This window comes from Achromobacter sp. PD1, from assembly GCF_048541815.1.
Classification (GTDB): domain Bacteria; phylum Pseudomonadota; class Gammaproteobacteria; order Burkholderiales; family Burkholderiaceae_B; genus Achromobacter; species Achromobacter bronchisepticus_A.
Map to the genome: position 1 here is coordinate 6744910 of NZ_CP183349.1, position 23676 is coordinate 6768585.

Here is a 23676-nt window from a genome sequence, read left to right on the forward strand (position 1 = left end):
AATCATGTCATCCAAACCATTGAGCGGTATCCGAGTGCTGGAGTTGGGCCAGCTGATCGCCGGACCGTTCGCCGCCAAGATGCTGGGCGAATTCGGCGCCGAGGTCATCAAGATCGAACCGCCCGGCAAGGGCGATCCGCTGCGCAACTGGCGCCTGATCCACGACGGCACTTCCGTCTGGTGGCAGGTGCAGTCGCGCAACAAGAAATCGGTCAGCCTGGACCTGCGCAAGCCCGAAGCGCAGGACCTGATCCGGGCCTTGGTCAAGGACATCGACGTGGTGGTCGAGAACTTCAAGCCCGGCACCATGGAAGGTTGGGGCCTGGGCTGGGAAGAACTGCGCGCCATCAACCCGCGGCTGGTGATGCTGCGCGTGTCCGGCTACGGTCAGACCGGTCCGTACCGCGATCTGCCCGGATTCGGCGCTATCGGCGAGGCCATGGGCGGACTGCGCCACCTGAGCGGCGAGCCCGACCGCACGCCGGTGCGCGTGGGCGTGTCCATCGGCGATTCGTTGTCAGCGTTGCACGGCGTCATCGGCATCCTGCTGGCGCTGCGCGCGCGCGACCAGAATGGCACGGGCCAGATGATCGACGTGGCGTTGTATGAATCCGTCTTCAACATGATGGAGAGCCTGTTGCCCGAGTATTCGGTGTTCGGCGAGATCCGCCAGCCGGCCGGCAGCAGCCTGCCGGGCATCGCGCCCAGCAATGCTTACCGCTGTCAGGACAACAAGTACGTGCTGATTGCCGGCAATGGCGACAGCATCTTCAAGCGCCTGATGGGCGTGATCGGCCGGCCCGACCTGGCCGAAGCGCCGGAACTGGCAAACAACGCCGGACGCGTGAAGCACGTGGTCATGCTGGACGACGCGATTTCGCAATGGACCGGCCAGCATCCGCTGGACCTGGTGCTGGAGCGCCTGAATGACGGGCAGATTCCCGCGGGCAAGATCTATGACGTGGCCGACATCGCGGCCGACCCGCATTACCAGGCGCGCGGCATGATCCTGGACGGCGCGCTGCCCGACGGCACGCCCGTGCAGGTGCCGGGCATCGTGCCCAAGCTGTCGGAAACCCCGGGCGAAGTGCGCAGCCCGGCGCCCGCCCTGGGCCAGGACACCGACGAGGTGCTGGCCGGCCTGGGCATCGGCGAGACGCAGCGCCAGGACTGGCGCACGCGCGGCATCATCTGAGGATAGCGGCCATGAATATGACCAACCCCGAAACCACTGCCAGCCGCCCGCGGCTGTACATCCAGGAAGTCGCGCCGCGCGACGGCTTCCAGAACGAAAAGCAGTTCATCGAAACGCAGGACAAGATCGCCTTCATCAACCGGCTGTCCGCCAGCGGATTCGCCAAGATCGAAGCTACGTCGTTTACGTCGCCCAAGGCCATTCCGGCCCTGCGCGACGCCGAGATCGTGATGCACGAGATCGAGCGCAATCCGGACGTCGTCTACACGGTGCTGGTGCCTAACGTGCGCGGCGCGCAGCGGGCGCTGGAGTGCAAGGTGGACGAGGTCAATCTGGTGATGTCGGTCAGCGAGACCCATAACCGCGCCAACCTGCGCATGACGCGGGAGCAGTCGTTCGAGCAATTGAGCGATGTGGTCAATGCGGTGCGCGGCAGCCGCGTCGCCATCAACGTGTCGCTGTCCACCGTGTTCGGTTGCCCCATGGAAGGCGACATCAATGCCTTCGAGGTGTTCGAACTGGTGGGGCGCTTCGCGGCGTTAGGCGTGGACGGGGTGACGCTGTGCGATACCACCGGCATGGCCTTTCCCACGCAGGTCGGCAAGATCGGGCGCGAGGTTCGCAAGCTGTTCCCGGGATTGATCACCACCATGCACTTCCACAATACGCGCGGCATGGCGCTGGCCAATACGCTGATGGCCATCGAGGCGGGCATCGACCGCTTCGACGCGTCGCTGGGCGGGTTGGGCGGCTGCCCCTACGCGCCTGGCGCCAGCGGCAACGTCTGCACTGAAGAACTGGTGCACATGCTGGAACTGATGGGCTATGACACCGGCGTGGACCTGGACGCCATACTTGGCGTATCGGCGACCTTGCCCGCGCTGGTGGGACACGACATTCCCAGCCAGCTGCTCAAGGCGGGACCGCGGCTGACGCTGCACCCGGCGCCGGACTTCGGCGCCTAGCGCCCCGGCGATGGCGGGGCGGGCGGTTGTGCTAATTTCCATGCATGCCGCCCGGTCCGGAGCCTCCGCCATGTTGAAGTTCGCCGCCAATCTTTCGATGATGTACACGGAACACGCGTTCCTGGACCGCTACGCGGCCGCCGCGGCGGACGGGTACGCCGGCGTGGAATGCATGTTTCCCTACGAGGCCCCGGCTGCCTTCGTGCGCGAGCGCATGGACGCGGCCGGCGTGACGCAGGTGCTCTTCAACGCGCCGCCTGGCGTGGCCGCTCGCGGCGATCGCGGACTGGCCGCGCAGCCGGGCCGGCAGGCGGAATTCCAGGCGGGCATTGAACAGGCGCTGTCCTACGCCACGGCGCTGGCCTGTCCGAATCTCCATGTGATGGCGGGGCTGGTCCAGCCCGGCGCGGCGCGCGAGGCCATGCTGGACTGCTATCGCGAGAACCTGGACTGGGCCGCGTGCCAGGCGCGCTCGGCCGGGGTCACCGTGCTGATCGAACCCATCAATACCCGCGACATACCCGGCTATTTCCTGAACCGCCAGGACGAGGCGCATGCCGTGGTGCAGGCGGTCGATGCGTCCAACCTGAAAGTGCAGATGGATCTCTACCACTGCCAGATCGTCGAGGGCGACGTCACCATGAAGCTGCGCGAATACCTGCCTACCGGGCGGGTCGGCCATCTGCAGATTGCCGGCGTGCCGCTGCGCCAGGAGCCCGACCGCGGCGAACTGGACTATGGCTGGGTGTTCAACGTGCTGCGCGAACTGGAATACGGCGGCTGGATAGGCTGCGAGTATCGGCCGGCCGCCGGCACGTCGGCGGGCCTGCGCTGGCTTGCCGCCGCGCGCACCTGACCCGTGCCGCATCCACGGACTCCGGGTTTCTCCCGTGGTGTGTACCTGCGTGCCGGGCCCGATAATAAATCATTAATATGTTAAATAAATAAGCAGGCGAGGAGAGCGCGTCATGTTCAAAGGCACACTGCATCGCGCCTTGCTGGCCGCGGTGCTGGCAGGGGCTGCGATCGTCCCGGGCCAGGCTGCGGCGGCAGGGTTTCCCGATCATCCGATCCGCTGGCTGGTGCCGTTCAGCGCGGGCGGGGGCAGCGACATCGCCACCCGCATCGTCGCCAAGCATGTGGGTGACGCGCTGGGACAGCCGGTGGTGGTGGAAAATCGTCCGGGCGCGGCCACCATCGTTGCCGCGCAGGAAACCGCCCGCGCGACGCCTGATGGCTACACCCTGCTGACGGCCGGCATGAGCACGCTGGCGCTGAACCCCTGGCTGTACCAGAAGCTGCCCTACGATCCGGGGAAGGACCTGACCCCGGTTTCCACGCTGGTGTCGCTGCCCATTGTGCTGGTGGTGTCGCCCGATTCCCGGATGCATACGCTGGCCGACGTGAAGGCTTACCTCAAGCGCGATCAGCCGGGCAGCTATGCGTCCCTGGGCGTGGGCAGCCCCCATCACCTGGCCATGGAGCTGTTCCTGGATACCGTCCAGGGCCGCGCCACGGCCATTCCCTACAAGGGTACGCCGCCCGCCCTGCAGGACGTGGCTTCCGGCGTGGTGCCGATGATGATGGCCGACCTGGCCGCCGCCCGGCCCTTGATCCAGGCGGGCAAGCTGCGCGCCATTGCGGTGCCGGCGGCGCAGCGTTCCGGGCAATTGCCGCAGGTGCCGACCTTCGCCGAGGCGGGTGGTCCGGCGTTCGAGGCGGCAGCCTGGCAGGGCGTGGTGGCACCCGCTGGCACGCCAGCGCCAGTGGTGGAGAAGCTCAGCCTGGCCATCGCGCAGGCCTTGCGTTCGCCGGAGGTGGCCGAGCAGTTGAAGCTGCAGGGCATGGAACCCACGGGCAGCACGCCGCAGGCCTTCGCGGACTATGCGCGCAAGGAATACGAGCGCTGGGGGGCGGTGATCCGGAGCAAGAACATTTCCGCCAACTGACGGCGGCCGGTAACAGCCGCCGCAAGGTGTAACCGGCGCGCGCGCGCAGGCGGCGCGGGCGTACGATAAAGACACGTACATCCTGCCCGGCAGCCCGGGCAAGGAGCACATCATGTCTCTGATCGTAGCAGCCCGGTTCGAGGGTTTCGAAGCGGCGAACGCCGCGGCCGAGCGCCTGTCCGCCAGCGGTTTTCCCGACTGGGACATCAATACGTTTTACGTCAATCCGGCCGGCGAGCATGGCCGCTACCCCTTGGGCGGCGACCGCCGCTCCGACCCAGACTCGGGACGCGCCGACATCGGCGCATTTCTGGGCGCGGGCGGGGTGGGCGCAGGTTTTGCGGTGTTTGGCGGGTTCGTGATGTCCGAGATCAGCGATTCCACGCCGCTGATCCTGGCCGCGGCCGGGGTCGGCGCCTATCTGGGATCGCTCTTTGGCGCCCTTTGGGTGACGGGCCACGGCAGCACCCAGCATGGTCATTTCAATCCCGATTCCCATGCCGAGATCCGGCAGGCCGGCGTGATGGTCGCGGTACGCACGCGGCCGCAGCGCGAAATGGTGGCATGCCGCGTCCTGCGCGATGCCGGCGGCGTGGACGTGGAACACGCCAACGGCCGCTGGCGCAACAACCACTGGGAAGACTTCGACCCGCTGGCGCCGCCCCAGCGCGAGATCGGATTCGGCTGAAGCGGCCTGGGCCACGGCGGCGGCGCGCGTCCGCGCTCAGTCCGGCGCGGGCGTGGGGGCGGTATTTTGCCGCCGGGCGGTCGCCGCGCAGCCTGCGGAAGCGACGATGATCCCGCAGATGGCCAGCCATTGCGTCTGCGACAGTTGCTCGTTCAACACGATCACGCCAGCCAGCGCGCCCATGGCGGGTTCCATGCTGAGCAGCACGCCGAAGGTCTTTTGCGGCAGGCGGCGCAGCGCAACCATTTCCAGCGAATAGGGCAAGGCGCTGGACAGCACGCCCACCGCGATGCCGGCCAGGATCAGGGTCGGGTCCAGCAGGGCCGTGCCGGCGTGCGCCGCGCCTATGGGCAGCGCCACCAGCGTTGCCGCGGTCAGTCCCAGCGAGGTGGCCTGTCCGCCATGCACGTTGCCGGCCATCTTGCCGAAGATGATGTAGAGCGCCCAGCACACCGCCGCGCCCAGCGCAAAGGCGATGCCGACGGGATCCAGGTCATGCACCGATTGCCCAGTGGGAATCAGCAGCACCAGCCCGGCGATGGCGCAGCCGATCCAGACGAAGTCGATGGCGCGCCGCGACAGCGCCACCGCCAGGGTCAGCGGGCCGATGAATTCGATGGCGATGGCCACGCCCAGCGGCAGCGTGCGCAAGGCCATGTAGAACAGCAGGTTCATGCAGGCCAGCGTCACGCCGTACAGCGCGATCTTGGCCGCGGCCTGGCGCGTCAGCGGAAAGCGCCACGGGCGCCAGATCGCCACCAGGATCAGCGCGCCGATGGCGATGCGGTAGGCGGTGGTGCCCTGCGCGCCCACCATCGGGAAGAGCGACTTGGCGAACGACGTGCCAACGCATAGCGAGGCCATCGCGCCGATCAACGACAGGATGGGGAGCAGGGTGGAGGACGACGCGTTGCGTCCGGTGTTCAGGGTTGCGGCGGTCATGGCAATGGCGGAAAGGCTGGATACGTACAGGACGGCGGGCGGCTCAGGGCGTCAGATTTGCGGCGGTGGAGTAAAGCACATACAGCGCCAGGCCGAGCATGACGGCGCCCAGCAGGCCTTGCTGCATGCGCAGGAACCAGGGATTGCGCCCCACCCAGCCGCGGATGCGCGAAGCGCCGTAGGCGAAGAAACTGCCGTAGGGCAGGCTCAAGACTTTCATCGTCACGCCCAGCACCAGCATCTGGATCCACACCGGCCCATTGTCCGGCGTGGTGAACTGCGGCAGGAAGGCGATCATGAACAACAGCACCTTGGGGTTCAGCAGATTGGTCGTGAAGCCCTGCCAGAATGCGTCGCGCGCATCCCCGGGGCGCGCGGCCAGCGACACGTCGGCCGAGCGCGCGCAGCGGACGATGGCCTTGATGCCCAGGTAGCCCAGGTACATGCCGCCGGCCGCCTTGATCCCCATGAACAGCGACGGGAACGCCTGCAGCACCGAGGCCAGGCCCAGCACCACCGCCGGCACCTGGATGAATCCGGCGGCGACGTTGCCCAGGACGCTATGGAAGGCGGGCCGGAACCCCTGCGTCATGCCCCGGGAAAGGGTCAGCGCCATATCGGGGCCGGGCGTGAGTTTGAGCGCCGCGTCGGCAGCGAGGAACAGCAGGAAAAGCTGGAGTGACGGCATGATACGGGGGGACGGACGTACCCGCGGCGCGGGCAGAGGGCTCTCAGTGTAAGCAAGCCTGCTGAATAATTCCTGCATCGCGGGACGCGGAAATGAAGTTTCCCGTCAAAATGGGGCCGGATTCCGGCGCGGCCGGGCTTAGAATCTGTTGGCGAGCCCTTTCCAGCCCGTTTCCAGCCGTTCCGAGACCCTTATGGAACTAGACGATTTTGACCTTCAGATCCTGCAAAGCCTGCAGGAAGACAACCAGCGCACCAGCCAGGAAGTCGCGCAGCGCGTGAACCTGTCGCCGGTGTCCTGCCTGCGCCGCATGAAGCGGCTGCGCGAATCCAAGGTCGTGCTGGGGGACGTTTCCGTGGTCGATCCGGTCGCCGTGGGCCGCGGCATCATGATGGTCGTGCTGGTGACGCTGGAAAGCGAACGCGCCGACAAGCTCGACCAGTTCAAGCGCGCCATGCAGTCCGCGCCGGAAATCATGCAGTGCCTGTCGGTGACGGGCGAGGTGGACTTCGTCCTGACCATTACCATGCGCGACATGGCCGAATACGAGGCCTTCGCCCAGCGCAATTTCTGGGGCAACCCCAACGTCAAGCGCTTTTCCACGCTGGTGGTGCTGAACCGCGCCAAGTACGGCATGGCGGTGCCGGTGGGCTGATTCCCCCCCCCCGTGCAGTCCGCGCCGGAACGCGGCGCGTTTTCGCGACATCCAACCCCATAAGCAGGCAAGGTTCATGGCCATTCCGGCCGCGCCTGCATTCATGGTTTGAGGGATGAGATGAAAGCGATTCAAGCAAGATGGTTCTATGCGCTGGCCCTGGTGAGCTGCGGCGTGTTTGCCCATGGCAACGGGCCGACGGATCCGCAGATCGCGGCCATAGTCGTGGTTGCCAACCAGGTCGACATCGACGCCGGCAAACTGGCGCAGGACAAGACCGGCAACAAGGATGTGCGCGAGTTCGCCGCGTTGATGGTGACCGACCATGGCGCCGTCAACCAGTCGGCCGGCGAACTGGTGCAAAAGCTGAAGGTCACGCCCGAACCCAATCCGACCAGCGACAACCTGCAGCAAGGCGGCGACAAGAACCTCGCCGCGCTCAAGGGCATGAGCGGCGCCGCGTTCGACAAGGCTTATGTGGATCACGAGGTGGCCTATCACGAGGCCGTGATCCAGGCGTTGGATACGACCCTGATTCCGGGCGCGACCAACGCGGAGTTGAAGGCCTTGCTGGTCAAGGTGCGGCCCGCGTTCATCGCGCACCTGGAGCATGCCAAATCCCTGCAAAAGAGGCTCAACGGTGGCTGAAAGAACGATCCCCGGCGCGCGCGGGTCCGGACGCGCAAGTCTGGCCGCGCTGGCTGCGGGCCTGTTGCTGGCGGGCGGGTTGGCCACCGCCCAACAGATCCCGCCCGCCACTCAGCAGGCCGAACATGTGGTGACCATCGAAGGGATGCAGTTCACGCCTGCGACGCTGACGCTGAAGCCGGGCGAAAAGGTTACTTGGATCAACAAGGACCTGGTCCCGCATACCGCCTCCGCGGTATCCAAGGCGTTCGACTCAGGGGTTATCGCAGCCGGCGCCTCATGGACCTACACTGTGCGGGAGGCGGGCAGCAGCGCTTATGTCTGCCTGTTCCATCCGACGATGCAGGGCACGTTGATTGCGCAATGACGCATGGCGGAGGTCAGACCCATGACTGCACTTGCGGCGCTGGCGGCACCGCTGGACGAAGATGAAGACCTGGCGCTCGCGCATCGTATCGTGGCGGGCGAGCAGACCGCGTTCGAATTGATGATGCGGCGGCACAACCGGCGGCTCTACCGCCTGGCGCGAGCCACCCTGCGCAACGACGCCGACGCCGAGGATGCCTTGCAGGAAGCCTACCTGGCGGCATACCGGAACATGGCCGCGTTCCGCGGCGAATCGACGCTGTTCACCTGGCTGACGCGGCTCTTGCTCAACGAATGCTACGGCCGGCTGCGCAAGCACAGCCGGCGCGAGGCATTGTTTCCCGTCGCCGACGACATCGAGAAAGAGGTTGATGCGATGACCATCAACGACTTCAACCCGCCTTACCATGCCGCTGCTCGAGCAGAGCTCAGGGGCCTGCTCGAAGCGCGGCTGGACGCCTTGCCGGTCTCGTTCCGGACCGTGTTCGTGCTGCGCTCGGTCGAGGAGCTTTCCGTCGAGGAAACGGCGCATTGCCTGGGCATCCCCGAGGCCACCGTCCGCAGCCGCCATTTCCGCGCCAACGCCTTGCTGCGCGAGGCGCTGGCGCGGGATGTGGGGGTGGTGGAGAAGAGCTTGTTTGAGTTCGATGGGGATGATTGCGACAGGGTGGTGGCGAGGACGCTGCAGCGGTTGGGCGAGTGTTCCGGAAACTAGGTAAATGTTGATATGTACCTACTTACAGGAACAAAAGCATCTGAGCGGAGGCATCTTATAGGCTGGAAATGTCCCATACGCCGTTGTGTGCATTGTCGATGCAGCGCCAGAATTGCAGGAATCCGCAACGAAGAGAGAAGCGCATGCAATCGACGAAGCAATGGTCTGTGTGTCAGTCTTATAGTGCAAGAACGGGCGTTTCCATTACCGAGCCTCTCGGTATACTGCGCTTAACAACACCCGCCACACTTCAGGCCAGTGCACGAGCGCAGGCACAGTGCTCCCAGGGCGGGTTTCTCATTTCTGCGATGAATCGAGTTTGGCCAGTGCGAGCGCATTGACGTGGCCGTTCGTACTACCCCAAGTAATGGACGTCCATGCAGTATGGGGCGTTTATTTTTCGCCCCGCAACCTCAACGCATTGAATATCACCGAAGCCGAACTCAGGCTCATCGCCAGCGCCGCAATCATCGGTGACAGCAGCCAGCCCGTGAACGGATACAGGACGCCCGCCGCTATCGGCACGCCGATGCCGTTGTAGACGAAGGCGAACATCAGGTTCTGCCGCATGTTGCGCACGGTGTCGATGGAGATCTGGCGCGAGGCGGCGATGCCGCGTAGGTCGCCCTTGACCAGCGTCACCTGCCCGCTGTTCATGGCCACATCGGTGCCCGTGCCCATGGCCACGCCCACGTCGGCGCGCGCCAGTGCCGGCGCGTCGTTGATGCCATCGCCCGCCATCGCCACCACATGGCCGTCCTGTTGCAGCTTTTCCACCAGCGCCAGCTTGTCGGCCGGCTTGACCTCGCCATGCACCTCGTCGATGCGCAGCGCGGCGCCGACGGCGCGGGCGGTGGTCAGGCCATCGCCTGTCGCCATCACGATGCGCAGACCGCTGCCGTGCAGGTTCTGGATGGCCTCATGCGTGCTGGGCTTGATCGGGTCGGTCACGGCCAGGATCCCGGCGAACTGGCCGTCCACGGCCAGGTGCATGATGCTGGCGCCTTCGCCGCGCAGGCGTTCGCCGTCAGCGCGCAGCGCGTCGACCTGCACGCCTTCCTGTTCCATCAGGGCGGTGTTGCCCAGCGCCAGGCGCTTGCCTTCCACCATGCCGCGCACGCCGATGCCGCTGCCGGAGTCGAAGTCCTCGGCCTTGGCCAGCGTCAGGCCCTGCGCGCGCGCCGCGCTGACGATGGCGTCGGCCAGCGGATGTTCGCTGCCCTGGTCCAGGCTGGCGGCCAGGCGCAGCACCTCGTCGGGCGTGTACCCGGGCGCGGCGACCGCGGTGTCGAAGGCGGGTTTGCCTTCGGTCAGGGTGCCGGTCTTGTCCACGATCAGCGTGTCCACCTCGCGCATCTTTTCGATGGCGCCGGCGTCGCGGAACAGCACGCCCTGTGCGGCGCCGCGGCCCGTGGCCACCATGACCGACATGGGCGTCGCCAGCCCCAGCGCGCAGGGGCAGGCAATGATGAGCACCGCGACCGCGTTGATCAGGCCATACACCCAGCTGGGCTCTGGCCCGAAAAAGCCCCATACCAGCAGCGTGGAGATCGCCACCAGCACCACGCCAATGACGAATTTTCCCGCCACCACGTCCGCCATGCGCTGCATGGGCGCCTTGGAACGCTGGGCGTTGGCGACCATCTGCACGATTTGCGCCAGCATGGTGGCCGCGCCGACCTTTTCTGACCGCATCACCAGGGTGCCGCTGGTGTTGAGCGTGGCGCCGATCAGCTTGTCGCCTTCGCGCTTGCTGACGGGTACGGGCTCGCCGGTAAGCATGGACTCGTCCACGGCGCTGCGGCCCTCGGTGACGACGCCGTCCACCGGGATTTTCTCGCCGGGGCGCACGCGCAGCAGGTCGCCCACGTGCACGTGATTCAGCGGCACGTCTTCCTCGCTGCCGTCGGCGTTGATGCGCCGCGCCGTCTTGGGCGCCAGGCCGAGCAGGGCCTTGATCGCGGCGGACGTTTGCGAACGCGCCTTCAGTTCCAGGATCTGCCCCAGCATGGTCAGCGAGATGATGACCACGGCGGCCTCGAAGTACACCGCCACGCGGCCCATCGAGACAAAGGAATCCGGGAACACGCCAGGCGCCAGCGTGGCGACCACGCTGTAGATGAACGCGGCCGCCGTGCCCAGGCTGATCAGCGTCCACATGTTCGGACTGCGATGCACCAGGGATTGCCAGCCGCGCACGAAGAACGGCCAGCCCGTCCAAAACACCACCGGCAGGGACAGCGCCAACTCCAGCCAGCTCTGGGTCGCCATGTCGAACCAGCCCAGGCGATGGCCGAACATGGCCATCACGGCCACGATGAGGGTCAGGGGCAGCGTCCACCAGAAGCGGCGCTGGAAGTCCTTGAGTTCGCTGTTGTCTTCCTCGTCCAACGGGATGAGCGGCTCCAGCGTCATGCCGCATTTGGGGCAGTTCCCGGGGTGATCCTGGCGGATCTCCGGGTGCATGGGGCAGGTGTAGATGGTGCCGGGGGGGATCTCGGGGGGCGCGGCAGGCTGGGCGGCGGCGTCGTGGCCTGCGTGGCGGCTACCGTGGTCGGGGCCGTGATGCTGGTGCGCTTCATGGTCGCCGTGTGCATGCGCAGCCTGATCCTGTACCTGTCCTTCTGGCACCAGATGCATCTGGCACTTGGGGCAGCGTCCCGGGTGGTCCTGGCGGATTTCCGGGTGCATGGGGCACACATAGAGCGTGCCGTCCTTCGATGCAGCGTCGCCGTGACGAGAGTGATTCATACCCATCCCTTTCGAGTGCCGGTGTGATCCTTCGTGCGCCTATTATGCCCAGGCCGGACGCCTGCGGCGCAACAGACTTGCCGCAGTGGTATCGCTGCGGGGCCGGCCGCAGCGATGACTCATGGCGGTCAGCCCTTGGCCGCCGGGGAAGTTGCGGGTTCCGCCGCCGACGGCGCATCGCCCGCCGGGTTCATCATCGATCCCATCATCTCTTGGCAGCCCTGCATGCGGGCGCCATTGGCGGGCATGGACTTCATGTGGTCGGCCATCAAGGCCTGGCGCTCTTCCGGCGTCTGGGCCGTAGCCATTTTCTGATGCATGCCATTCATGGCCTGCATGTGCGCCTCCATGTTCTTCATCATGCCGCCGCCCGGCGCCATTTGAGGCTTCGAGGCCGGCTCGCTCGCCGCGGCGGGAGTGGCGTGATGCGTGGAATGCTCGCCGCCCGCGGCCTGCGCGTGGGCCGCGCCGATCAAGCCCAGGCTCAACGCGCATGCGCTGAAAAAGGTGGTCAGGGTCTTCATGTTCAGCTCCTTTCTGTGGTCTGGAAGTGCATGGACCCCAGTGTGGGGGGCTGACGGGGGCGGGGAGGTTACGTGGGGATTACTTTTCTGTAATGTTGCGGCACAGGTGGGCGTACATCCGACACGATGCGCCGGTCATTGGTTATCAGGCCACCGCGTAAAAATCGCATCCTGCTCCAGCGCGCGCTTGCGCCACGCATTGAGCAGTTCGGCCAACGCTTCGTGGGTCAGCCCGTAAGTTTCACCCAGGCTGGAATTGCGGCCGACGAAATGCCGGTTGAGCCCCGTCGTGCCCGCCCGCTCGACCGCCGCGTCGTCGAAAACAATGAGCTTGGACACCGCGCGGCTGACGTTGATCACGCTGAACTCGCTGGTGTCTTGCCAGCGTATCGTCCTGCCGTTCCATACCTGTTGTGTTTCGAAGCCATCGCGGCCCAGGCGCAGGCTGGTGCCGTTCTTGGCGGCGCGCAGCAGCAGCATGACTGCGCCAAACAGAAAGAACGCGGCGCCTGGCCACAGGATCAATTGCTTCAGCGGCGGCAGCGATTCGTGCAGCAGCATCCACAGGATCACGCCGCCGAAGCCCGCCGACAGCAGGGAGAACACCAGCAGCTTGCCTTTTGCTGCCTTGAGCTCCAGGGGGCCTGGATACCGCACCAGCATCGTTGCGGCCGAGCGCGAGTCGCGCTGCAGCAGTTGCGGCCATATCTGTAGAACACCGGTCGCCGCGCAGATGCCGAAGAACAGCGTGACGGGAATGCCCGCCTCGGCGCCGTCTCGGATCATTTCCGTGCCCAGGTAGACAAACACCAGGCTGATGATCAGGCAGACGTAGACGAGCAGGCTGGTCCGCTTTCGGCGGGGAGGGCGCTGCGCGGTATGGAGGGTGGGCGGCTGTGTCATGGATGGTGAGTGTATTGGTCCCAGGCGGCCGTTGTCGCCCATCAAGGATGATGCCGGGCCAGCACTTCGTCGCGCGGTCCCGCATCGACCACGCGCCCCGCGTCCATCACCACGATGGTGTCGAAGCGGTTGAGCAGGCTGGGCCGGTGCACCGAGGCCACGATGCAAGCCGTGGGGAACGCGGCGTACATGCGGTCGAACACCCGGCCTTCGGCTTGCGGGTCGAGCGCGCTGGTGGGCTCGTCCAGCAGCAGCAGGGAACTGCCGTGCGCGGCCAGCGCCCCGCGCGACAGGGCCAGGCGTTGGCGTTGCCCGCCGGACAGGTTGCTGCCCCGTTCATTCATCGGACTGGCCAGGCCCTCGGGCATGCGTTGCAGCACTTCGTCGAACACGCCGGTGTGCACGGCGGCTTGCAGCGCGGCCGCTTCGGCAGGTTCGCCGAAGGTGAGATTTTCCTGCACGCTGGCTTCGAAGACTTCGGCTTCCTGCGGAATCAGCGTGGCCAACGTGCGCAGTTCGGCCCAGTCCACCGGCTTGCCGTCGAGCAGCAGCTCGCCCTGCTGCGGCGGATAGAGTCCGGCAAGGGTGCGCAGCAGGGTGCTCTTGCCGCCGCCGCTGGCGCCGATCAGCGCGACGCGCGAACCGCGCCGCAGCACCAGGTCGACGCCATGCAGGCCGCCGCGGCCTTCATCCGAATAGCGCCAGGTCGCACCGCGCAACTCCAGGGTCTGCCATTGCGCGTCGGCTTGGACCGCGGGGACGGCGGCATTGGGGTTGCCCGGGGCCTGCCAGATGGGTTCGGCGCTGCTGTAGTCGGTGTGCATGCGCGCAAAGCTCTGGAAGTTGGAAGCGATGGCGCTGACCACGGACGCGGCCTGCTGGGCGTATTGATAGATCATGAAGATAGTGCCCAGCAATAGCGCCTGCCCGGGTTCGCGGTGCCGCAGCACGTACTCCACGACGAGGATCCAGGTAAGGCACATGCCCGCCAGGTCCACCACGCACCATTTCACTTCGTTGACCCACAGGGCGCGGCGCAAGGGCTTCATGACCGCCTGCAGGCGGCGGCCCAGGACCTTGCGCGAGGCGGCTTGCAGCCGCAGGCCGATCACGGTGCCGGCATTGCTGACGAAATCGAGCAGTGCCGCGACGTAGCGGCGTTCCTGGTCGTTTTCGTCGCGGGCCAGCCGCATCAGCGCGAGGTCGAAGCGCAAGGTGACCAGGGCGATGATCAGGTAGCCGCTTACGGCGATGATGCCGCTGACGTGGGACAGCAAGGTCAGCGCCACCAGCGGGCCGATGAAATTCAAGGCGCTGTGCAGGTAGCCGTACATGCTGCGGGCGAACGTCGACAAGGCGCGGCTGGATTGCAGCACGCGGTGTTGCAGATCGCCGGAGTGGCGGCCGTCGCGCCAGGTCAGCGGGGCGGCGGCGATGCGGGCATAGAGATCGTCGGCCTGCCGTTCGCGGACATGCACGCCCACATTGCCTTCCAGGACGCGTCCCGGCCCGTGGAACACCCAGGACATCATGTAGCTGCCGACCAGGAACAGGATCCACAGGCCGGCGGTGGGCATGTCGTTCTGCTGCAAGGCATTGATGGCGTGCGAAGCCAGCCAGGGCAGGGTCAGCTTGACCAGTTGCGCGCCGGACAGCAGCGCGATGGCGCCCATCAGCTGCCGCCGGGCGCCTTCGGCGTAGTGCCAGAGCGCGCGATACAGCACGAGCGCCGCGCGGCCCATGCCGATGGAGGAAGAGGGGGAGGTGGAGTCAGGCTTCATCGCGTAGGGGGGGGGGAAGTCAGGGATGGCACGGCATGACTATGCTATCCGACATGCGCCGCCGCGCCCCAAAGCAAAAAGCCCCGCCAAAGGCGGGGCCAAGTGCTTGAATTCATTGGTGGCCTGGGGCGGAATCGAACCACCGACACAAGGATTTTCAATCCTCTGCTCTACCGACTGAGCTACCAGGCCAACGCGAAAGTCCGCCACTATACACAATATCCGCGTCATGTGGGCGGCGGCCCGCCATCCGGCGCCGCGCGGCGGGCTTGCGCTAGGACGGCGCCGGCTTCCGGGGAAATGCTGCGCAGGTGCAGATCGGTCTGCGGATAGGGGATCTCGATGCCGGCCTGCGTCAGCGCCTCGTACATCCGCGACAGCATGTCGCTGCGGATGGACATCCATTGGTCGAAGTCCGGCGTCCAGGCGCGGACGCTGAAATCCAGGGAGCTTGCGCCAAAGCCCATGAAGAGCGCGATGGGCGCCGGCTGGGTGGAGACGCCCAGCGTGCCGCGTGCCACCGAGCCCAGCAGTTCGATGGCCTGCGCGGGGTCCGTGCCGTAGGCCAGGCCAAGGTTGATTTCGCTGCGGCGGTTGCGGTCCAGCATGGTCCAGTTGGTCAGCTTCTCCGACAGCAGGGTGCCGTTCGGGACCACCACGTCGGCGCCCTCGAAGGTCCGGATGCGGGTGGCGCGCATCCCGATCTCGCGCACCTGGCCGGAGGTTTCGCCGATTTCCACCACGTCGCCGGGCTGGATCGGGCGCTCGAACATCAGGATGAGGCCCGACACGAAGTTGTTGACCACGTTCTGCAGGCCGAAGCCGATGCCCACGCCCAGGGCGCCGAGCACCAGGGCCAATTGGCTGGTCCTGACGCCGGCGGCCGACAGCGCCACCGCCAGGCCCAGCAGCAGCACCGAGTAGTAGGTCAGCGAGGCGATGCTGTTGCCCACGCCGCGCGGCAGCGGCATGCGGGCCAGCACTTCGTCGTGCAGTACCAGGCGGATCGCGCGCGCGGCCCAGAACGCGATCAGCACCGAGATCGCGAACACCAGGATGTTGCCCAGGCTGATGGTGATGTCGCCGAGCGCCAGCGTGTACGAAAGCACCTTCGTGGCGAAGGCGTAGGTGGCGCGCAGGATGCGGAAGCGGTCCATCGTGTAGATGGCCCAGCCCGCGACCGCGCTGGCCATCACCAGGCGGATCAGCAATTGCACCAGAGGCGGAGCATGCTCGCGCGCGATGCGAAAGCGCGACACCCCGGGCCGCGCCAGCATCAGTTGCAGCAGGGTGACGATGATGGTGACCCCGGCGTAGAGCATCAGGCCGAAATAGCCGCTGCTGATGACGGCGCTGGTGAGCATCTCGGCCATCGACAGGTTGCCGACGAGGTTGGCGATGCCGGCAATGGCCAGCAGCGCCACCGCGGCCCAGGCGCCGATGCGCACGGCCTGGTGCAGCCGGCCGGGCGCCTGGGCCGCGCTGCCGCGGCGCTTGGCCCGGGCATGCAGCCACAGCGCCGTGGCCAGGGCCAGCAGGGTGATGACGAGGTTGTGCAGCCGGTACAGCGTTTCGCTGGCCAGGAAGAAGATGCCCAGCCGCTCCGCCAGATACAGCCCGGTGATGGCGTAGGGCCACAGGTCGAGTTGCTCGCGCGCGGTTGGCGGCAGCAGGCGCAGCACGGGGACGACCGCCAGCAGCAGGGCGATCTGCAGCACGATCAGTGGCGCGTCCGACTCCAGCAGTTGCACGCCCATCATGGCTAGCAGCAGCCAGGCTGACAGCGGGCGCCCAAGCACCCGCGCGGCTGTCTCGCTCATTTCGCCGGCCCGGATGGCGTGGCGGCTGTGCCAGGCCAGCCACAGCAGCAGGGGCAGCAGCACCACTTGCAGCACGTGCAGGGCAAGTTGGTTGCCGGTATCGGCCGCCGCGTATTGGCGGGCGAAGCGCATTTCCATGTCCAGGCCGCTGCGCAGATAGGCCCTTGCGTCGCTGCGGGCGGTGGGCGTGAAGGTGGCGGCCCACAGCGGCGGTCCGTCCAGTTCGAGCAGGCGGGCGTCGATGTAGCTGATGGCGTCGGCTACCGAGCGCTGTCCGGCCTGGATGCGTTCTTCGACGGAGTTGGCGCGCTGGCCCAGCGCGATCTGGCGGCCCAGCGGCACCGACAAGGCTTGTTCGGCCCGGGCCAGTTGCGCGATGACCGAATCCATCCGCGCGGTCAGGGCAGGCGGCAGATCGGCGGCGCCGGGCGCGCCCTTGAGCACTTGCCATGCTTCGCGGCGGCGCGCCAGCTCGGCGGCATCGCTGGCGTAGGCGGCGGTCGCCTGGCGCATGTCCGCCTGCCAGTCGGCGAAACGCCTCGCATCGAACATCCAGTGCCGCTCCAGGCTTTCCAGCCGCATGATGGGCAGGGTGCGCAATTGAGCCGGCAGGAACTGCTGGAGCTTTTCGTCCACGGACCGGGAAATCGATTCCAGGCGCGGCGCCAGCGAGTCGGTGGGGTCGGCCCCCGAGATGCGCTCCATGACGCTTTCGGCATAGCGATGATCGGTATCCGCGCGCAGCGGGATCTCTGCCACCAGGATCGCGTGGGCCTGCGTGGAAGCCGGGACGGGACGGGCCGGCTCCGTCGCGGTGCCCTGGGCGTAGGCGGGGCCGAGCAGGCTGGCCAGCAGTGCAATCAGACCGAAAAGCGCTTTTGCTCTTGCCGTTGCTTGGGCGCGCATGTCGCGGCTCCGGTGGATGGATGCGGCGGGCTACGAAAAATGGCGTCTTACGATATCGCGGAAGCGCGCTTGAGGGAAAGGGGCGTCCGGAAAGCAAAAAGCCCAGCCGGTAAGGGCTGGGCTTTTTTTGGCCGCGGATAGAGGGTAGGGCACTTGCAAAAAAACGTCTCGTCAGCGATATTCGTAATTCGCGAATAGCGAATATCACCCTGAGATGGAACTAAAACCTCAAGACCTGCTGGTATTGCTAAAGGTGGCCGCCCATCCGCCGCAGCGCTGGACCTACGCCGCGCTGGGGGCAGCGCTGTCTATGAGCGCTTCGGAGGCCCATGCGAGCGTGAAGCGCTCCGTGGCATCGGGCCTGGCGGTGGCGCCGGCACGCGGTCAATGGTCACCTGTACGTGCCAATCTTCTAGAGTTTGTCGTGCACGGCGCGCGCTACGTCTGGCCGGCCACACTGGGGCCGGTCAAGCGTGGCGTGCCGACAGCCTTCGGCAGCGACCCTTTGGCCAGCCAATTGATGGCAGCTCCAGGAGAGGCGCCTGTCTGGGCACACCCCACGGGCTCATCAAAAGGGCCCACGCTTTCGCCGCTCTACCGCACAGCACCGCAGGCTGCTCTATCGGACCCGGCGCTGCACCGCCTGCTCGCGCTGTTGGATGCCTTGCGCACCGGGCGCGCCCGCGAGCGTGCGCTTGCCGCCAAACTGATGGAGACTGAACTGATGCGCGTCGACGCAGGAGCTGCCGATGCGGGCTGACGACCCTAACCTGCCTTACTTGCGCAGCATCGCCGAGGCACTGGGCGAACTGCGGGGGCAAGTCGTGTTTGTCGGGGGCGCCGTGGCGGGCTTGCTAATCACTGACCCATTGGCCGACCCCGTACGCGCTACGCGCGACGTGGATGCCGTGCTGGAGGGTAATCGAGCCAGGTTCCATCGCTTCGAAGAAGCCGTGGCGGCGCGCGGATTTGCGCGCGATGTGAGCAGCGATGTTATTTGTCGGTGGGTACACAAGAAATCTGGCGTGATCTTTGACCTTATGCCAATTCAGCCGGAGGTCCTGGGCTTTTCCAATCGCTGGTATCCCTACGCGGCCGAGACTGCGGGCACCATTGATCTGGGAAATGGTGTCACGATCAAGCTAATGAGCGCTGTGGCCTTTGTCGCCACCAAACTTGAAGCTTTCGCCAGCCGAGGGGGCGGCGATTTCATAAACAGCCATGACCTGGAAGATGTGCTGAACATCATCGATGGGCGTGGGGAACTGGGCGCAGAACTGGCCGTCGCCCCAGTCGAATTGCGCAAAGCCGTAGGCGATGCATTCGCCCGATTAGTCAAGAATCCTGACTTCGCGAACGTGCTGCCAGGTCTTATTGCCGAGCCAGAGCGCGCCGGCCTCATCATGGAGCGCTTGATCAGTCTCAGCCAATGAAATGAGCCGGCATCAGGGCGCCAAAAGTGGCAGAAGCCAACAGACCAAAGCAAAAAGCCCCGCTTGTGCGGGGCTCGTTGCTTGAATCTTTTGGTGGCCTGGGGCGGAATCGAACCACCGACACAAGGATTTTCAATCCTCTGCTCTACCGACTGAGCTACCAGGCCAACGAAGTCCGCAACTATACACAATTTTTGAGGCTTGCGCCAGTCGGGGAGAAAATCCCTGGATATTTCGCCGCCCTGCCGGGGCGTCGCCTGAATCAAGGGCCGAATTGTTGGGCGGACGGCACGAAAGGTGCGACCCAGGGTCGCGGCCCGGGGGTGAAATGGCCTGGGGATTACCCGCAGGGGTATAATGATTAGCGGTCTGACGCTGCATCCAGGTTTGTATATCCCCGGTGCGGCGCCTCGTTCTTAGTGGCAGTACTTAACGCTTACGCGCGGATGGCCCGGCCATCCTTCCCACATGTCGGTAGCTGTCCTTGCCTTCGGTCTGAATCACACGTCCGCGCCGGTTTCGGTCCGCGAACGCGTTTCCATGCCCGTCGATCTGGTGAAGCCCGCGCTGGAAGGCCTGCGTTCGGCGTTCGGCGGCTCGGTCCGCGAAGCGGCCATCCTGTCCACCTGTAACCGCACCGAAATCTATTGCGCCGCCGACGGCCACGTGGCCGATCAGCTGCCGGCTTGGCTGGCTGACTACAACCGCCTGGACGCCGGCACGCTGCGCCCGCATCTCTACCGCCATCATCAGGACGACGCCGTGCGCCACGCCTTCCGCGTGGCCAGCGGCCTGGACTCCATGGTGCTGGGCGAAACCCAGATCGTGGGCCAGATGAAGGATGCCGTGCGCGCGGCCGGCGAAGCCGGGTCGCTGGGCACCTTGCTGCACCAGATGTTCCAGCGCACCTTCTCGGTGGCCAAGGAAGTACGGTCGCAAACCGCCATCGGCGCGCAGTCGGTATCCATGGCCGCCGCCGCGGTGCGCCTGGCCGAGCGCGTGTTCGGCAACCTGGACCAGGCCCGCACGCTGTTCATCGGCGCGGGCGAAATGATCGAATTGTGCGCCACGCACTTCGCCGCGCAGCGCCCGCGCAGCATGGTGGTGGCCAACCGCACGGCCGAACGCGCCGAGGTCCTGGCCAACCGCTTTGCGGCCAGCACGATGAAGCTGTCGGACCTGACGGACCGCCTGTCCGAGTTCGACGTCATCGTTTCCTGTACGGCCAGCTCCCTGCCCATCCTCGGTTTGGGGATGGTGGAGCGGGCCACGCGCCTGCGCCGCCACCGCCCCATGGTCATGATCGACCTGGCCGTGCCGCGCGACATCGAACCCGAGGTCGGCCGCCTGGACGACGTCTACCTGTATTCGGTGGACGACCTGGGCCGCCTGGTGCAGACCGGCACCGACGCGCGCCGCGCGGCCGTGGTGCAGGCCGAAGCCATCATCGAAACCCGCGTCCAGGGCTTCATGCACTGGATGCAGTCCCGCGAAGTGGTGCCCGTCATCCGCGACCTGCACCAGGCCGCCGAAGACGTGCGCAGCGCCGAGCTGGAACGCGCCCGCCGCCTGCTGGCGCGGGGCGAATCGCCGGAAGCCGTGTTGGAACAACTGGCCCACGGCCTGACGCAGAAGTACCTGCACGGCCCGCTGGCGGCCCTGAACCGCAGCGAAGGCGAGGACCGCAAGCAGCTGCTTGCCTGGATGCCGCGCCTGTTCCCCGGCCGCGACTCCCGCCGTTAGCGACTCTGCCCCACGTCCCGCCTCCTGGCGGGCGTTCGTCTTTTGGGCGCCCGCTATCCGCTTTCCCGCTTTTCTTTTTGGTCATTCCCCATGAAATCTTCCATGCGCAGCCGGCTGGAGCACCTGTGCCACCGCCTCATCGAGGTCGACGCATTGCTCGCCGAACCGGAAACCGCGTCCGACATGGACCGTTTCCGCAAGCTCTCGCGTGAACGCGCGGAACTGGAGCCCGTGGTCGAGGCGTTCACCGCCTTTGCCCGCACCGAGGATGATCTGGCCGCGGCGCAAGAAATGCTGTCCGACCCGGACCTGAAATCCATGGCCGAGGACGAGATCAAGTCCGGCCGCGTCAAGCTCGAGGAACTGGAAGCCGCGCTGCAGTTGTTGCTGCTGCCGCGCGACCCCAACGACGGACGCAGCGTGTTCCTGGAAATCCGCGCCGGCACGGGCGGCGACGAAAGCGCGCTGTTCTCGGGCGACCTGCTGCGCATGTATACCCGCTACGCGGAGCAACGCGGCTGGCGCGTGGAGCTGATGTCTGAAAGCGCATCCGAGCTCGGCGGCTACAAGGAAGTGATCGCGCGCATCGACGGCGACGGCGCCTATGGCCGCCTGAAGTTCGAGTCCGGCGCGCACCGCGTGCAGCGCGTGCCAGCCACCGAGGCGCAGGGCCGCATCCATACCTCGGCCTGCACGGTGGCCATCATGGCCGAAGCGGACGAGATGTCCGAAATCGTCATCAACCCCAGCGATTTGCGCATCGACACCTTCCGCGCCAGCGGCGCGGGCGGCCAGCACATCAACAAGACCGATTCGGCCGTGCGCATCACCCACCTGCCGACCGGGCTGGTGGTGGAATGCCAGGACGACCGCTCGCAGCACCGCAACAAGGACAAGGCCATGCAGGTGCTGGCCGCTCGCCTGAAGGACAAGGAAACCCGCGAACGGCAGAGCAAGGAGGCCGCCGAACGCAAGAGCCTGATCGGTTCGGGCGACCGCTCCGAGCGCATCCGCACCTACAACTTCCCGCAAGGCCGCGTGACCGACCACCGCATCAACCTGACGCTGTACAAGCTGCAGCAGATCATGGAAGGCGACCTGGAAGAGCTGACCGGCGCCTTGATCTCCGAACACCAGGCCGAGCAGCTGGCGGCCCTGGGCGACGACATCTGAGACCGGCCATGACGCCGCCCCAGCTGAAAAGCCTGCTGCTCGACACCCGCCTGCCCCGCCTGGAGGTGCGCATGCTGCTGGAGCACGTGCTGGCCAAGCCGCGCGCCTGGCTGCTGGCGCACGATACCGATCCCTTGCTGCCCGAAACGGCCGCGGCCTACGAGGCCCTGGCCCAGCGGCGCCTGGCCGGGGAACCCATGGCCTATCTGCTGGGCCACCGCGAATTCATGGGCCACCGCTTCCGCGTGACCCCGGACGTGCTGATTCCGCGCCCGGACACCGAGGTGCTGGTGGAGACCGCGCTGGAATGCCTGGCCGGCCTGGCCGCGCCCGCGGTGCTGGATCTGGGCACCGGCAGCGGCGCGATCGCCATTTCGATTGCGCTGGCGCGCCGCGACGCCCGGGTGATGGCGTCCGACGTCAGCGCGGCCGCGCTGGCGGTCGCCGCCGGCAACGCCTGGGACCTGGCCGCCTCCGTGCGCCTGGTCGAAGGCAGTTGGTACGAGGCCGTGCCGGCCGGGGAGGGCTTCGACCTGATCGTGTCCAATCCGCCCTACGTGGCCTGCGACGACCCGCACCTGGACCAGGGCGACGTGCGTTTCGAGCCGCGCGGCGCGCTGACCGATGGCGCGGGCGGGCTGGAAGACCTGGCCCGCATCGTCCAGGGCGCCGGCCGCCACCTGAAACGGGGCGGCTCCCTGTGGCTGGAGCACGGTTGGGACCAGGCGCAGGCCGTGCGGGACCTGCTGGCCGCGGCCGGATTCCAGGACGTGCACAGCCGCCAGGACCTGGCCGGCATCGAGCGTATTTCCGGGGGGCGCCAGTCCGCCTGACCGCATTCCCGGCGGGACGCCCGGGGTATCCGGGCGGATTTTCCTGCTGTACCTATAATTGGCGTATTCCGTTATGCCTGTCCAAGAGACCACCATGAGCGACGTTCAAGAATTCATCCGCGAAACCGTGACCCAGCACCCCGTCGTGCTGTTCATGAAGGGCACCGCCCAGTTCCCGCAATGCGGCTTTTCCGGCAAGGCCATTCAGATCCTGAAGGGCTGTGGCGTGAAGAAGCTGGTCACCGTCAATGTGCTGGAGGACGACGAAGTCCGCCAGGGCATCAAGGAATTCTCCAACTGGCCCACGATTCCGCAGCTGTACGTGGCCGGCGAATTCATCGGCGGCTCGGACATCATGAACGAGATGAACGAGTCCGGCGAACTGAAGACGCTGCTGGACCAGTCCGGCGCAACGGCCTGATCAGCCCATGCGGCGATTGGTCATCGGCATCACGGGCGCCACGGGCTCCCTGTACGCCGTGCGCATGCTGCAGGCATTGCGCGGCGTGGACGATGTCGAAACGCATCTGGTGGTGTCGGCCTCGGGCGTGCTGAACATCAAGCACGAGCTGGACGTCAGCCGCCACGATGTCTATGCCCTGGCCGACCACGTGCACAGCGTGCGCGACGTGGGCGCCACGCTGGCCAGCGGCGCGTTCCAGACGGCCGGCATGGTGATCGTGCCGTGCTCCATGCGCACGCTGGCGGCGGTGGCCCATGGCCTGTCGGATAACCTGATTACTCGCGCCGCCGACGTCACCCTCAAGGAACGCCGGCGCCTGGTGATGATGGTGCGCGAGACGCCGTTCAATCTGGCGCATCTGCGCAACATGACGGCCGTCACCGAAATGGGCGGCATCGTATTTCCGCCGCTGCCCGCGTTCTATCACCGGCCCGCCTCCATCGAAGAGATGGTGGACCACACCGTGGCGCGGGTGCTGGAACTGTTCGATATCATCGTGCCCGGACCGCATTGGGAAGGCATGAAGTAGCGGTTG

23 protein-coding genes and 2 tRNA genes are annotated in these 23676 nt (G+C 66.3%); 16 read left to right on the forward strand and 9 right to left on the reverse strand.

Annotated features, from left to right (window positions below; translation table 11 throughout):
* Positions 1-4: 4 nt before the first annotated feature.
* From ACM1PE_RS31830 to ACM1PE_RS31850, 5 genes are all read left to right on the forward strand, one after another.
* Positions 5-1195, forward strand: coding sequence for a CaiB/BaiF CoA transferase family protein (locus tag ACM1PE_RS31830; RefSeq protein ID WP_059378044.1), 1191 nt, complete (start codon positions 5-7; stop codon positions 1193-1195).
* Positions 1196-1206: 11 nt separating this feature from the next.
* Positions 1207-2160, forward strand: coding sequence for a hydroxymethylglutaryl-CoA lyase (locus ACM1PE_RS31835; protein WP_059378042.1), 954 nt, complete (start codon positions 1207-1209; stop codon positions 2158-2160).
* A 70-nt stretch (positions 2161-2230) separates the two neighbouring features.
* Entirely contained in the window at positions 2231-3016 is a 786-nt protein-coding gene (gene otnI / locus ACM1PE_RS31840) for a 2-oxo-tetronate isomerase (protein ID WP_419342124.1), read from the forward strand.
* Positions 3017-3128: 112 nt separating this feature from the next.
* Positions 3129-4109 carry a Bug family tripartite tricarboxylate transporter substrate binding protein gene (locus ACM1PE_RS31845; RefSeq protein ID WP_419342125.1) on the forward strand — a complete coding sequence of 327 codons (981 nt, stop codon included), beginning with the start codon at positions 3129-3131 and terminating at the stop codon, positions 4107-4109.
* 112 nt (positions 4110-4221) lie between these two features.
* Positions 4222-4797, forward strand: coding sequence for a hypothetical protein (locus ACM1PE_RS31850; RefSeq protein ID WP_059378036.1), 576 nt, complete (start codon positions 4222-4224; stop codon positions 4795-4797).
* A 36-nt stretch (positions 4798-4833) separates the two neighbouring features.
* Here the strand turns inward: ACM1PE_RS31850 and ACM1PE_RS31855 are convergent, their stop codons facing one another.
* On the reverse strand, positions 4834-5739 hold the full coding sequence (locus ACM1PE_RS31855; RefSeq protein ID WP_088143173.1) for an EamA family transporter: 906 nt from the start codon (positions 5737-5739) through the stop codon (positions 4834-4836).
* Between the two features lie 43 nt (positions 5740-5782).
* The gene (locus tag ACM1PE_RS31860) at positions 5783-6427 is read right to left on the reverse strand and encodes a LysE family translocator (protein ID WP_419342127.1); all 645 of its coding nucleotides are present in this window, start codon (positions 6425-6427) and stop codon (positions 5783-5785) included.
* Between the two features lie 193 nt (positions 6428-6620).
* On the opposite strand from ACM1PE_RS31860, the gene ACM1PE_RS31865 reads away from it, so the two are divergent.
* The 4 genes from ACM1PE_RS31865 (at position 6621) to ACM1PE_RS31880 (ending at position 8811) form a co-directional block, all read left to right on the forward strand.
* Positions 6621-7082: an Lrp/AsnC family transcriptional regulator gene (locus ACM1PE_RS31865; RefSeq protein WP_280015743.1), complete on the forward strand. Its 462-nt coding sequence runs from the start codon at positions 6621-6623 to the stop codon at positions 7080-7082.
* A 120-nt stretch (positions 7083-7202) separates the two neighbouring features.
* Positions 7203-7730 carry a DUF4142 domain-containing protein gene (locus ACM1PE_RS31870; RefSeq protein WP_280015744.1) on the forward strand — a complete coding sequence of 176 codons (528 nt, stop codon included), beginning with the start codon at positions 7203-7205 and terminating at the stop codon, positions 7728-7730.
* The gene (locus ACM1PE_RS31875; protein WP_240633189.1) at positions 7723-8097 is read left to right on the forward strand and encodes a cupredoxin domain-containing protein; all 375 of its coding nucleotides are present in this window, start codon (positions 7723-7725) and stop codon (positions 8095-8097) included. The genes ACM1PE_RS31870 and ACM1PE_RS31875 overlap by 8 nt, the downstream gene beginning before the upstream one ends.
* A 21-nt stretch (positions 8098-8118) precedes the next feature.
* Positions 8119-8811, forward strand: a complete 693-nt coding sequence (locus ACM1PE_RS31880; RefSeq protein WP_419342129.1) for an RNA polymerase sigma factor — start codon at positions 8119-8121, stop codon at positions 8809-8811.
* Positions 8812-9204: 393 nt separating this feature from the next.
* On the opposite strand, the gene ACM1PE_RS31885 is transcribed toward ACM1PE_RS31880, so the two are convergent.
* From ACM1PE_RS31885 to ACM1PE_RS31910, 6 genes are all read right to left on the reverse strand, one after another.
* A complete protein-coding gene (locus ACM1PE_RS31885) occupies positions 9205-11562 on the reverse strand; it encodes a copper-transporting P-type ATPase (RefSeq protein WP_419342131.1) in 2358 nt (785 codons plus the stop codon).
* A 128-nt stretch (positions 11563-11690) separates the two neighbouring features.
* Positions 11691-12086: a hypothetical protein gene (locus ACM1PE_RS31890; RefSeq protein WP_059378024.1), complete on the reverse strand. Its 396-nt coding sequence runs from the start codon at positions 12084-12086 to the stop codon at positions 11691-11693.
* A gap of 135 nt (positions 12087-12221) precedes the next feature.
* Entirely contained in the window at positions 12222-12989 is a 768-nt protein-coding gene (locus tag ACM1PE_RS31895; RefSeq protein WP_419342132.1) for a hypothetical protein, read from the reverse strand.
* A gap of 41 nt (positions 12990-13030) precedes the next feature.
* On the reverse strand, positions 13031-14770 hold the full coding sequence (locus ACM1PE_RS31900; RefSeq protein WP_419342133.1) for an ABC transporter ATP-binding protein: 1740 nt from the start codon (positions 14768-14770) through the stop codon (positions 13031-13033).
* Between the two features lie 116 nt (positions 14771-14886).
* Positions 14887-14962 (reverse strand) — tRNA-Phe (locus ACM1PE_RS31905).
* Positions 14963-14997: 35 nt separating this feature from the next.
* Complete coding sequence (locus ACM1PE_RS31910; protein WP_419342134.1) at positions 14998-17496, reverse strand: mechanosensitive ion channel family protein; 2499 nt, start codon at positions 17494-17496, stop codon at positions 14998-15000.
* Positions 17497-17710: 214 nt separating this feature from the next.
* Between ACM1PE_RS31910 and ACM1PE_RS31915 the strand changes: the two genes are divergently transcribed.
* Together ACM1PE_RS31915 and ACM1PE_RS31920 are read left to right on the forward strand one after the other, a co-directional pair.
* Positions 17711-18256 (forward strand): MarR family transcriptional regulator, encoded by a 546-nt coding sequence (locus ACM1PE_RS31915; RefSeq protein WP_118931677.1) that lies wholly within the window; start codon positions 17711-17713, stop codon positions 18254-18256.
* Entirely contained in the window at positions 18246-18929 is a 684-nt protein-coding gene (locus ACM1PE_RS31920; protein ID WP_306634362.1) for a hypothetical protein, read from the forward strand. The genes ACM1PE_RS31915 and ACM1PE_RS31920 overlap by 11 nt, the downstream gene beginning before the upstream one ends.
* Before the next feature lie 91 nt (positions 18930-19020).
* Here the strand turns inward: ACM1PE_RS31920 and ACM1PE_RS31925 are convergent.
* Positions 19021-19096, reverse strand: a tRNA-Phe gene (locus ACM1PE_RS31925).
* Between the two features lie 301 nt (positions 19097-19397).
* Here ACM1PE_RS31925 and hemA point away from each other — a divergent pair.
* The 5 genes from hemA to ACM1PE_RS31950 all read left to right on the forward strand — a co-directional run bounded on the left by hemA (position 19398) and on the right by ACM1PE_RS31950 (position 23670).
* A complete protein-coding gene (gene hemA / locus ACM1PE_RS31930) occupies positions 19398-20672 on the forward strand; it encodes a glutamyl-tRNA reductase (RefSeq protein ID WP_059378015.1) in 1275 nt (424 codons plus the stop codon).
* 90 nt (positions 20673-20762) lie between these two features.
* Positions 20763-21845 (forward strand): peptide chain release factor 1, encoded by a 1083-nt coding sequence (prfA, locus tag ACM1PE_RS31935; RefSeq protein WP_419342135.1) that lies wholly within the window; start codon positions 20763-20765, stop codon positions 21843-21845.
* A gap of 8 nt (positions 21846-21853) precedes the next feature.
* Entirely contained in the window at positions 21854-22678 is an 825-nt protein-coding gene (prmC, locus tag ACM1PE_RS31940; protein WP_251878062.1) for a peptide chain release factor N(5)-glutamine methyltransferase, read from the forward strand.
* Between the two features lie 94 nt (positions 22679-22772).
* Complete coding sequence (gene grxD / locus ACM1PE_RS31945) at positions 22773-23099, forward strand: Grx4 family monothiol glutaredoxin (RefSeq protein WP_042797530.1); 327 nt, start codon at positions 22773-22775, stop codon at positions 23097-23099.
* 7 nt (positions 23100-23106) lie between these two features.
* Positions 23107-23670, forward strand: coding sequence for a UbiX family flavin prenyltransferase (locus ACM1PE_RS31950; RefSeq protein WP_054457626.1), 564 nt, complete (start codon positions 23107-23109; stop codon positions 23668-23670).
* The last annotated feature ends 6 nt before the right edge of the window (positions 23671-23676 follow it).

Bases quoted from the DNA above. Each gene is read 5' to 3' on its own strand.
- ACM1PE_RS31880 (WP_419342129.1), top strand. From the start codon at position 8,119: ATGACTGCACTTGCGGCGCTGGCGGCACCGCTGGACGAAGATGAAGAC.
- ACM1PE_RS31865 (WP_280015743.1), top strand. From the start codon at position 6,621: ATGGAACTAGACGATTTTGACCTTCAGATCCTGCAAAGCCTGCAGGAA.
- ACM1PE_RS31915 (WP_118931677.1), top strand. From the start codon at position 17,711: ATGGAACTAAAACCTCAAGACCTGCTGGTATTGCTAAAGGTGGCCGCC.
- ACM1PE_RS31870 (WP_280015744.1), top strand. From the start codon at position 7,203: ATGAAAGCGATTCAAGCAAGATGGTTCTATGCGCTGGCCCTGGTGAGC.
- ACM1PE_RS31850 (WP_059378036.1), top strand. From the start codon at position 4,222: ATGTCTCTGATCGTAGCAGCCCGGTTCGAGGGTTTCGAAGCGGCGAAC.
- prfA (WP_419342135.1), top strand. From the start codon at position 20,763: ATGAAATCTTCCATGCGCAGCCGGCTGGAGCACCTGTGCCACCGCCTC.
- ACM1PE_RS31900 (WP_419342133.1), bottom strand. From the start codon at position 14,770: ATGAAGCCTGACTCCACCTCCCCCTCTTCCTCCATCGGCATGGGCCGC.
- ACM1PE_RS31885 (WP_419342131.1), bottom strand. From the start codon at position 11,562: ATGAATCACTCTCGTCACGGCGACGCTGCATCGAAGGACGGCACGCTC.
- ACM1PE_RS31895 (WP_419342132.1), bottom strand. From the start codon at position 12,989: ATGACACAGCCGCCCACCCTCCATACCGCGCAGCGCCCTCCCCGCCGA.
- hemA (WP_059378015.1), top strand. From the start codon at position 19,398: ATGTCGGTAGCTGTCCTTGCCTTCGGTCTGAATCACACGTCCGCGCCG.
- ACM1PE_RS31890 (WP_059378024.1), bottom strand. From the start codon at position 12,086: ATGAAGACCCTGACCACCTTTTTCAGCGCATGCGCGTTGAGCCTGGGC.
- ACM1PE_RS31910 (WP_419342134.1), bottom strand. From the start codon at position 17,496: ATGCGCGCCCAAGCAACGGCAAGAGCAAAAGCGCTTTTCGGTCTGATT.
- prmC (WP_251878062.1), top strand. From the start codon at position 21,854: ATGACGCCGCCCCAGCTGAAAAGCCTGCTGCTCGACACCCGCCTGCCC.
- ACM1PE_RS31860 (WP_419342127.1), bottom strand. From the start codon at position 6,427: ATGCCGTCACTCCAGCTTTTCCTGCTGTTCCTCGCTGCCGACGCGGCG.
- ACM1PE_RS31845 (WP_419342125.1), top strand. From the start codon at position 3,129: ATGTTCAAAGGCACACTGCATCGCGCCTTGCTGGCCGCGGTGCTGGCA.
- ACM1PE_RS31835 (WP_059378042.1), top strand. From the start codon at position 1,207: ATGAATATGACCAACCCCGAAACCACTGCCAGCCGCCCGCGGCTGTAC.
- otnI (WP_419342124.1), top strand. From the start codon at position 2,231: ATGTTGAAGTTCGCCGCCAATCTTTCGATGATGTACACGGAACACGCG.
- ACM1PE_RS31950 (WP_054457626.1), top strand. From the start codon at position 23,107: ATGCGGCGATTGGTCATCGGCATCACGGGCGCCACGGGCTCCCTGTAC.
- grxD (WP_042797530.1), top strand. From the start codon at position 22,773: ATGAGCGACGTTCAAGAATTCATCCGCGAAACCGTGACCCAGCACCCC.
- ACM1PE_RS31855 (WP_088143173.1), bottom strand. From the start codon at position 5,739: ATGACCGCCGCAACCCTGAACACCGGACGCAACGCGTCGTCCTCCACC.
- ACM1PE_RS31920 (WP_306634362.1), top strand. From the start codon at position 18,246: ATGCGGGCTGACGACCCTAACCTGCCTTACTTGCGCAGCATCGCCGAG.
- ACM1PE_RS31830 (WP_059378044.1), top strand. From the start codon at position 5: ATGTCATCCAAACCATTGAGCGGTATCCGAGTGCTGGAGTTGGGCCAG.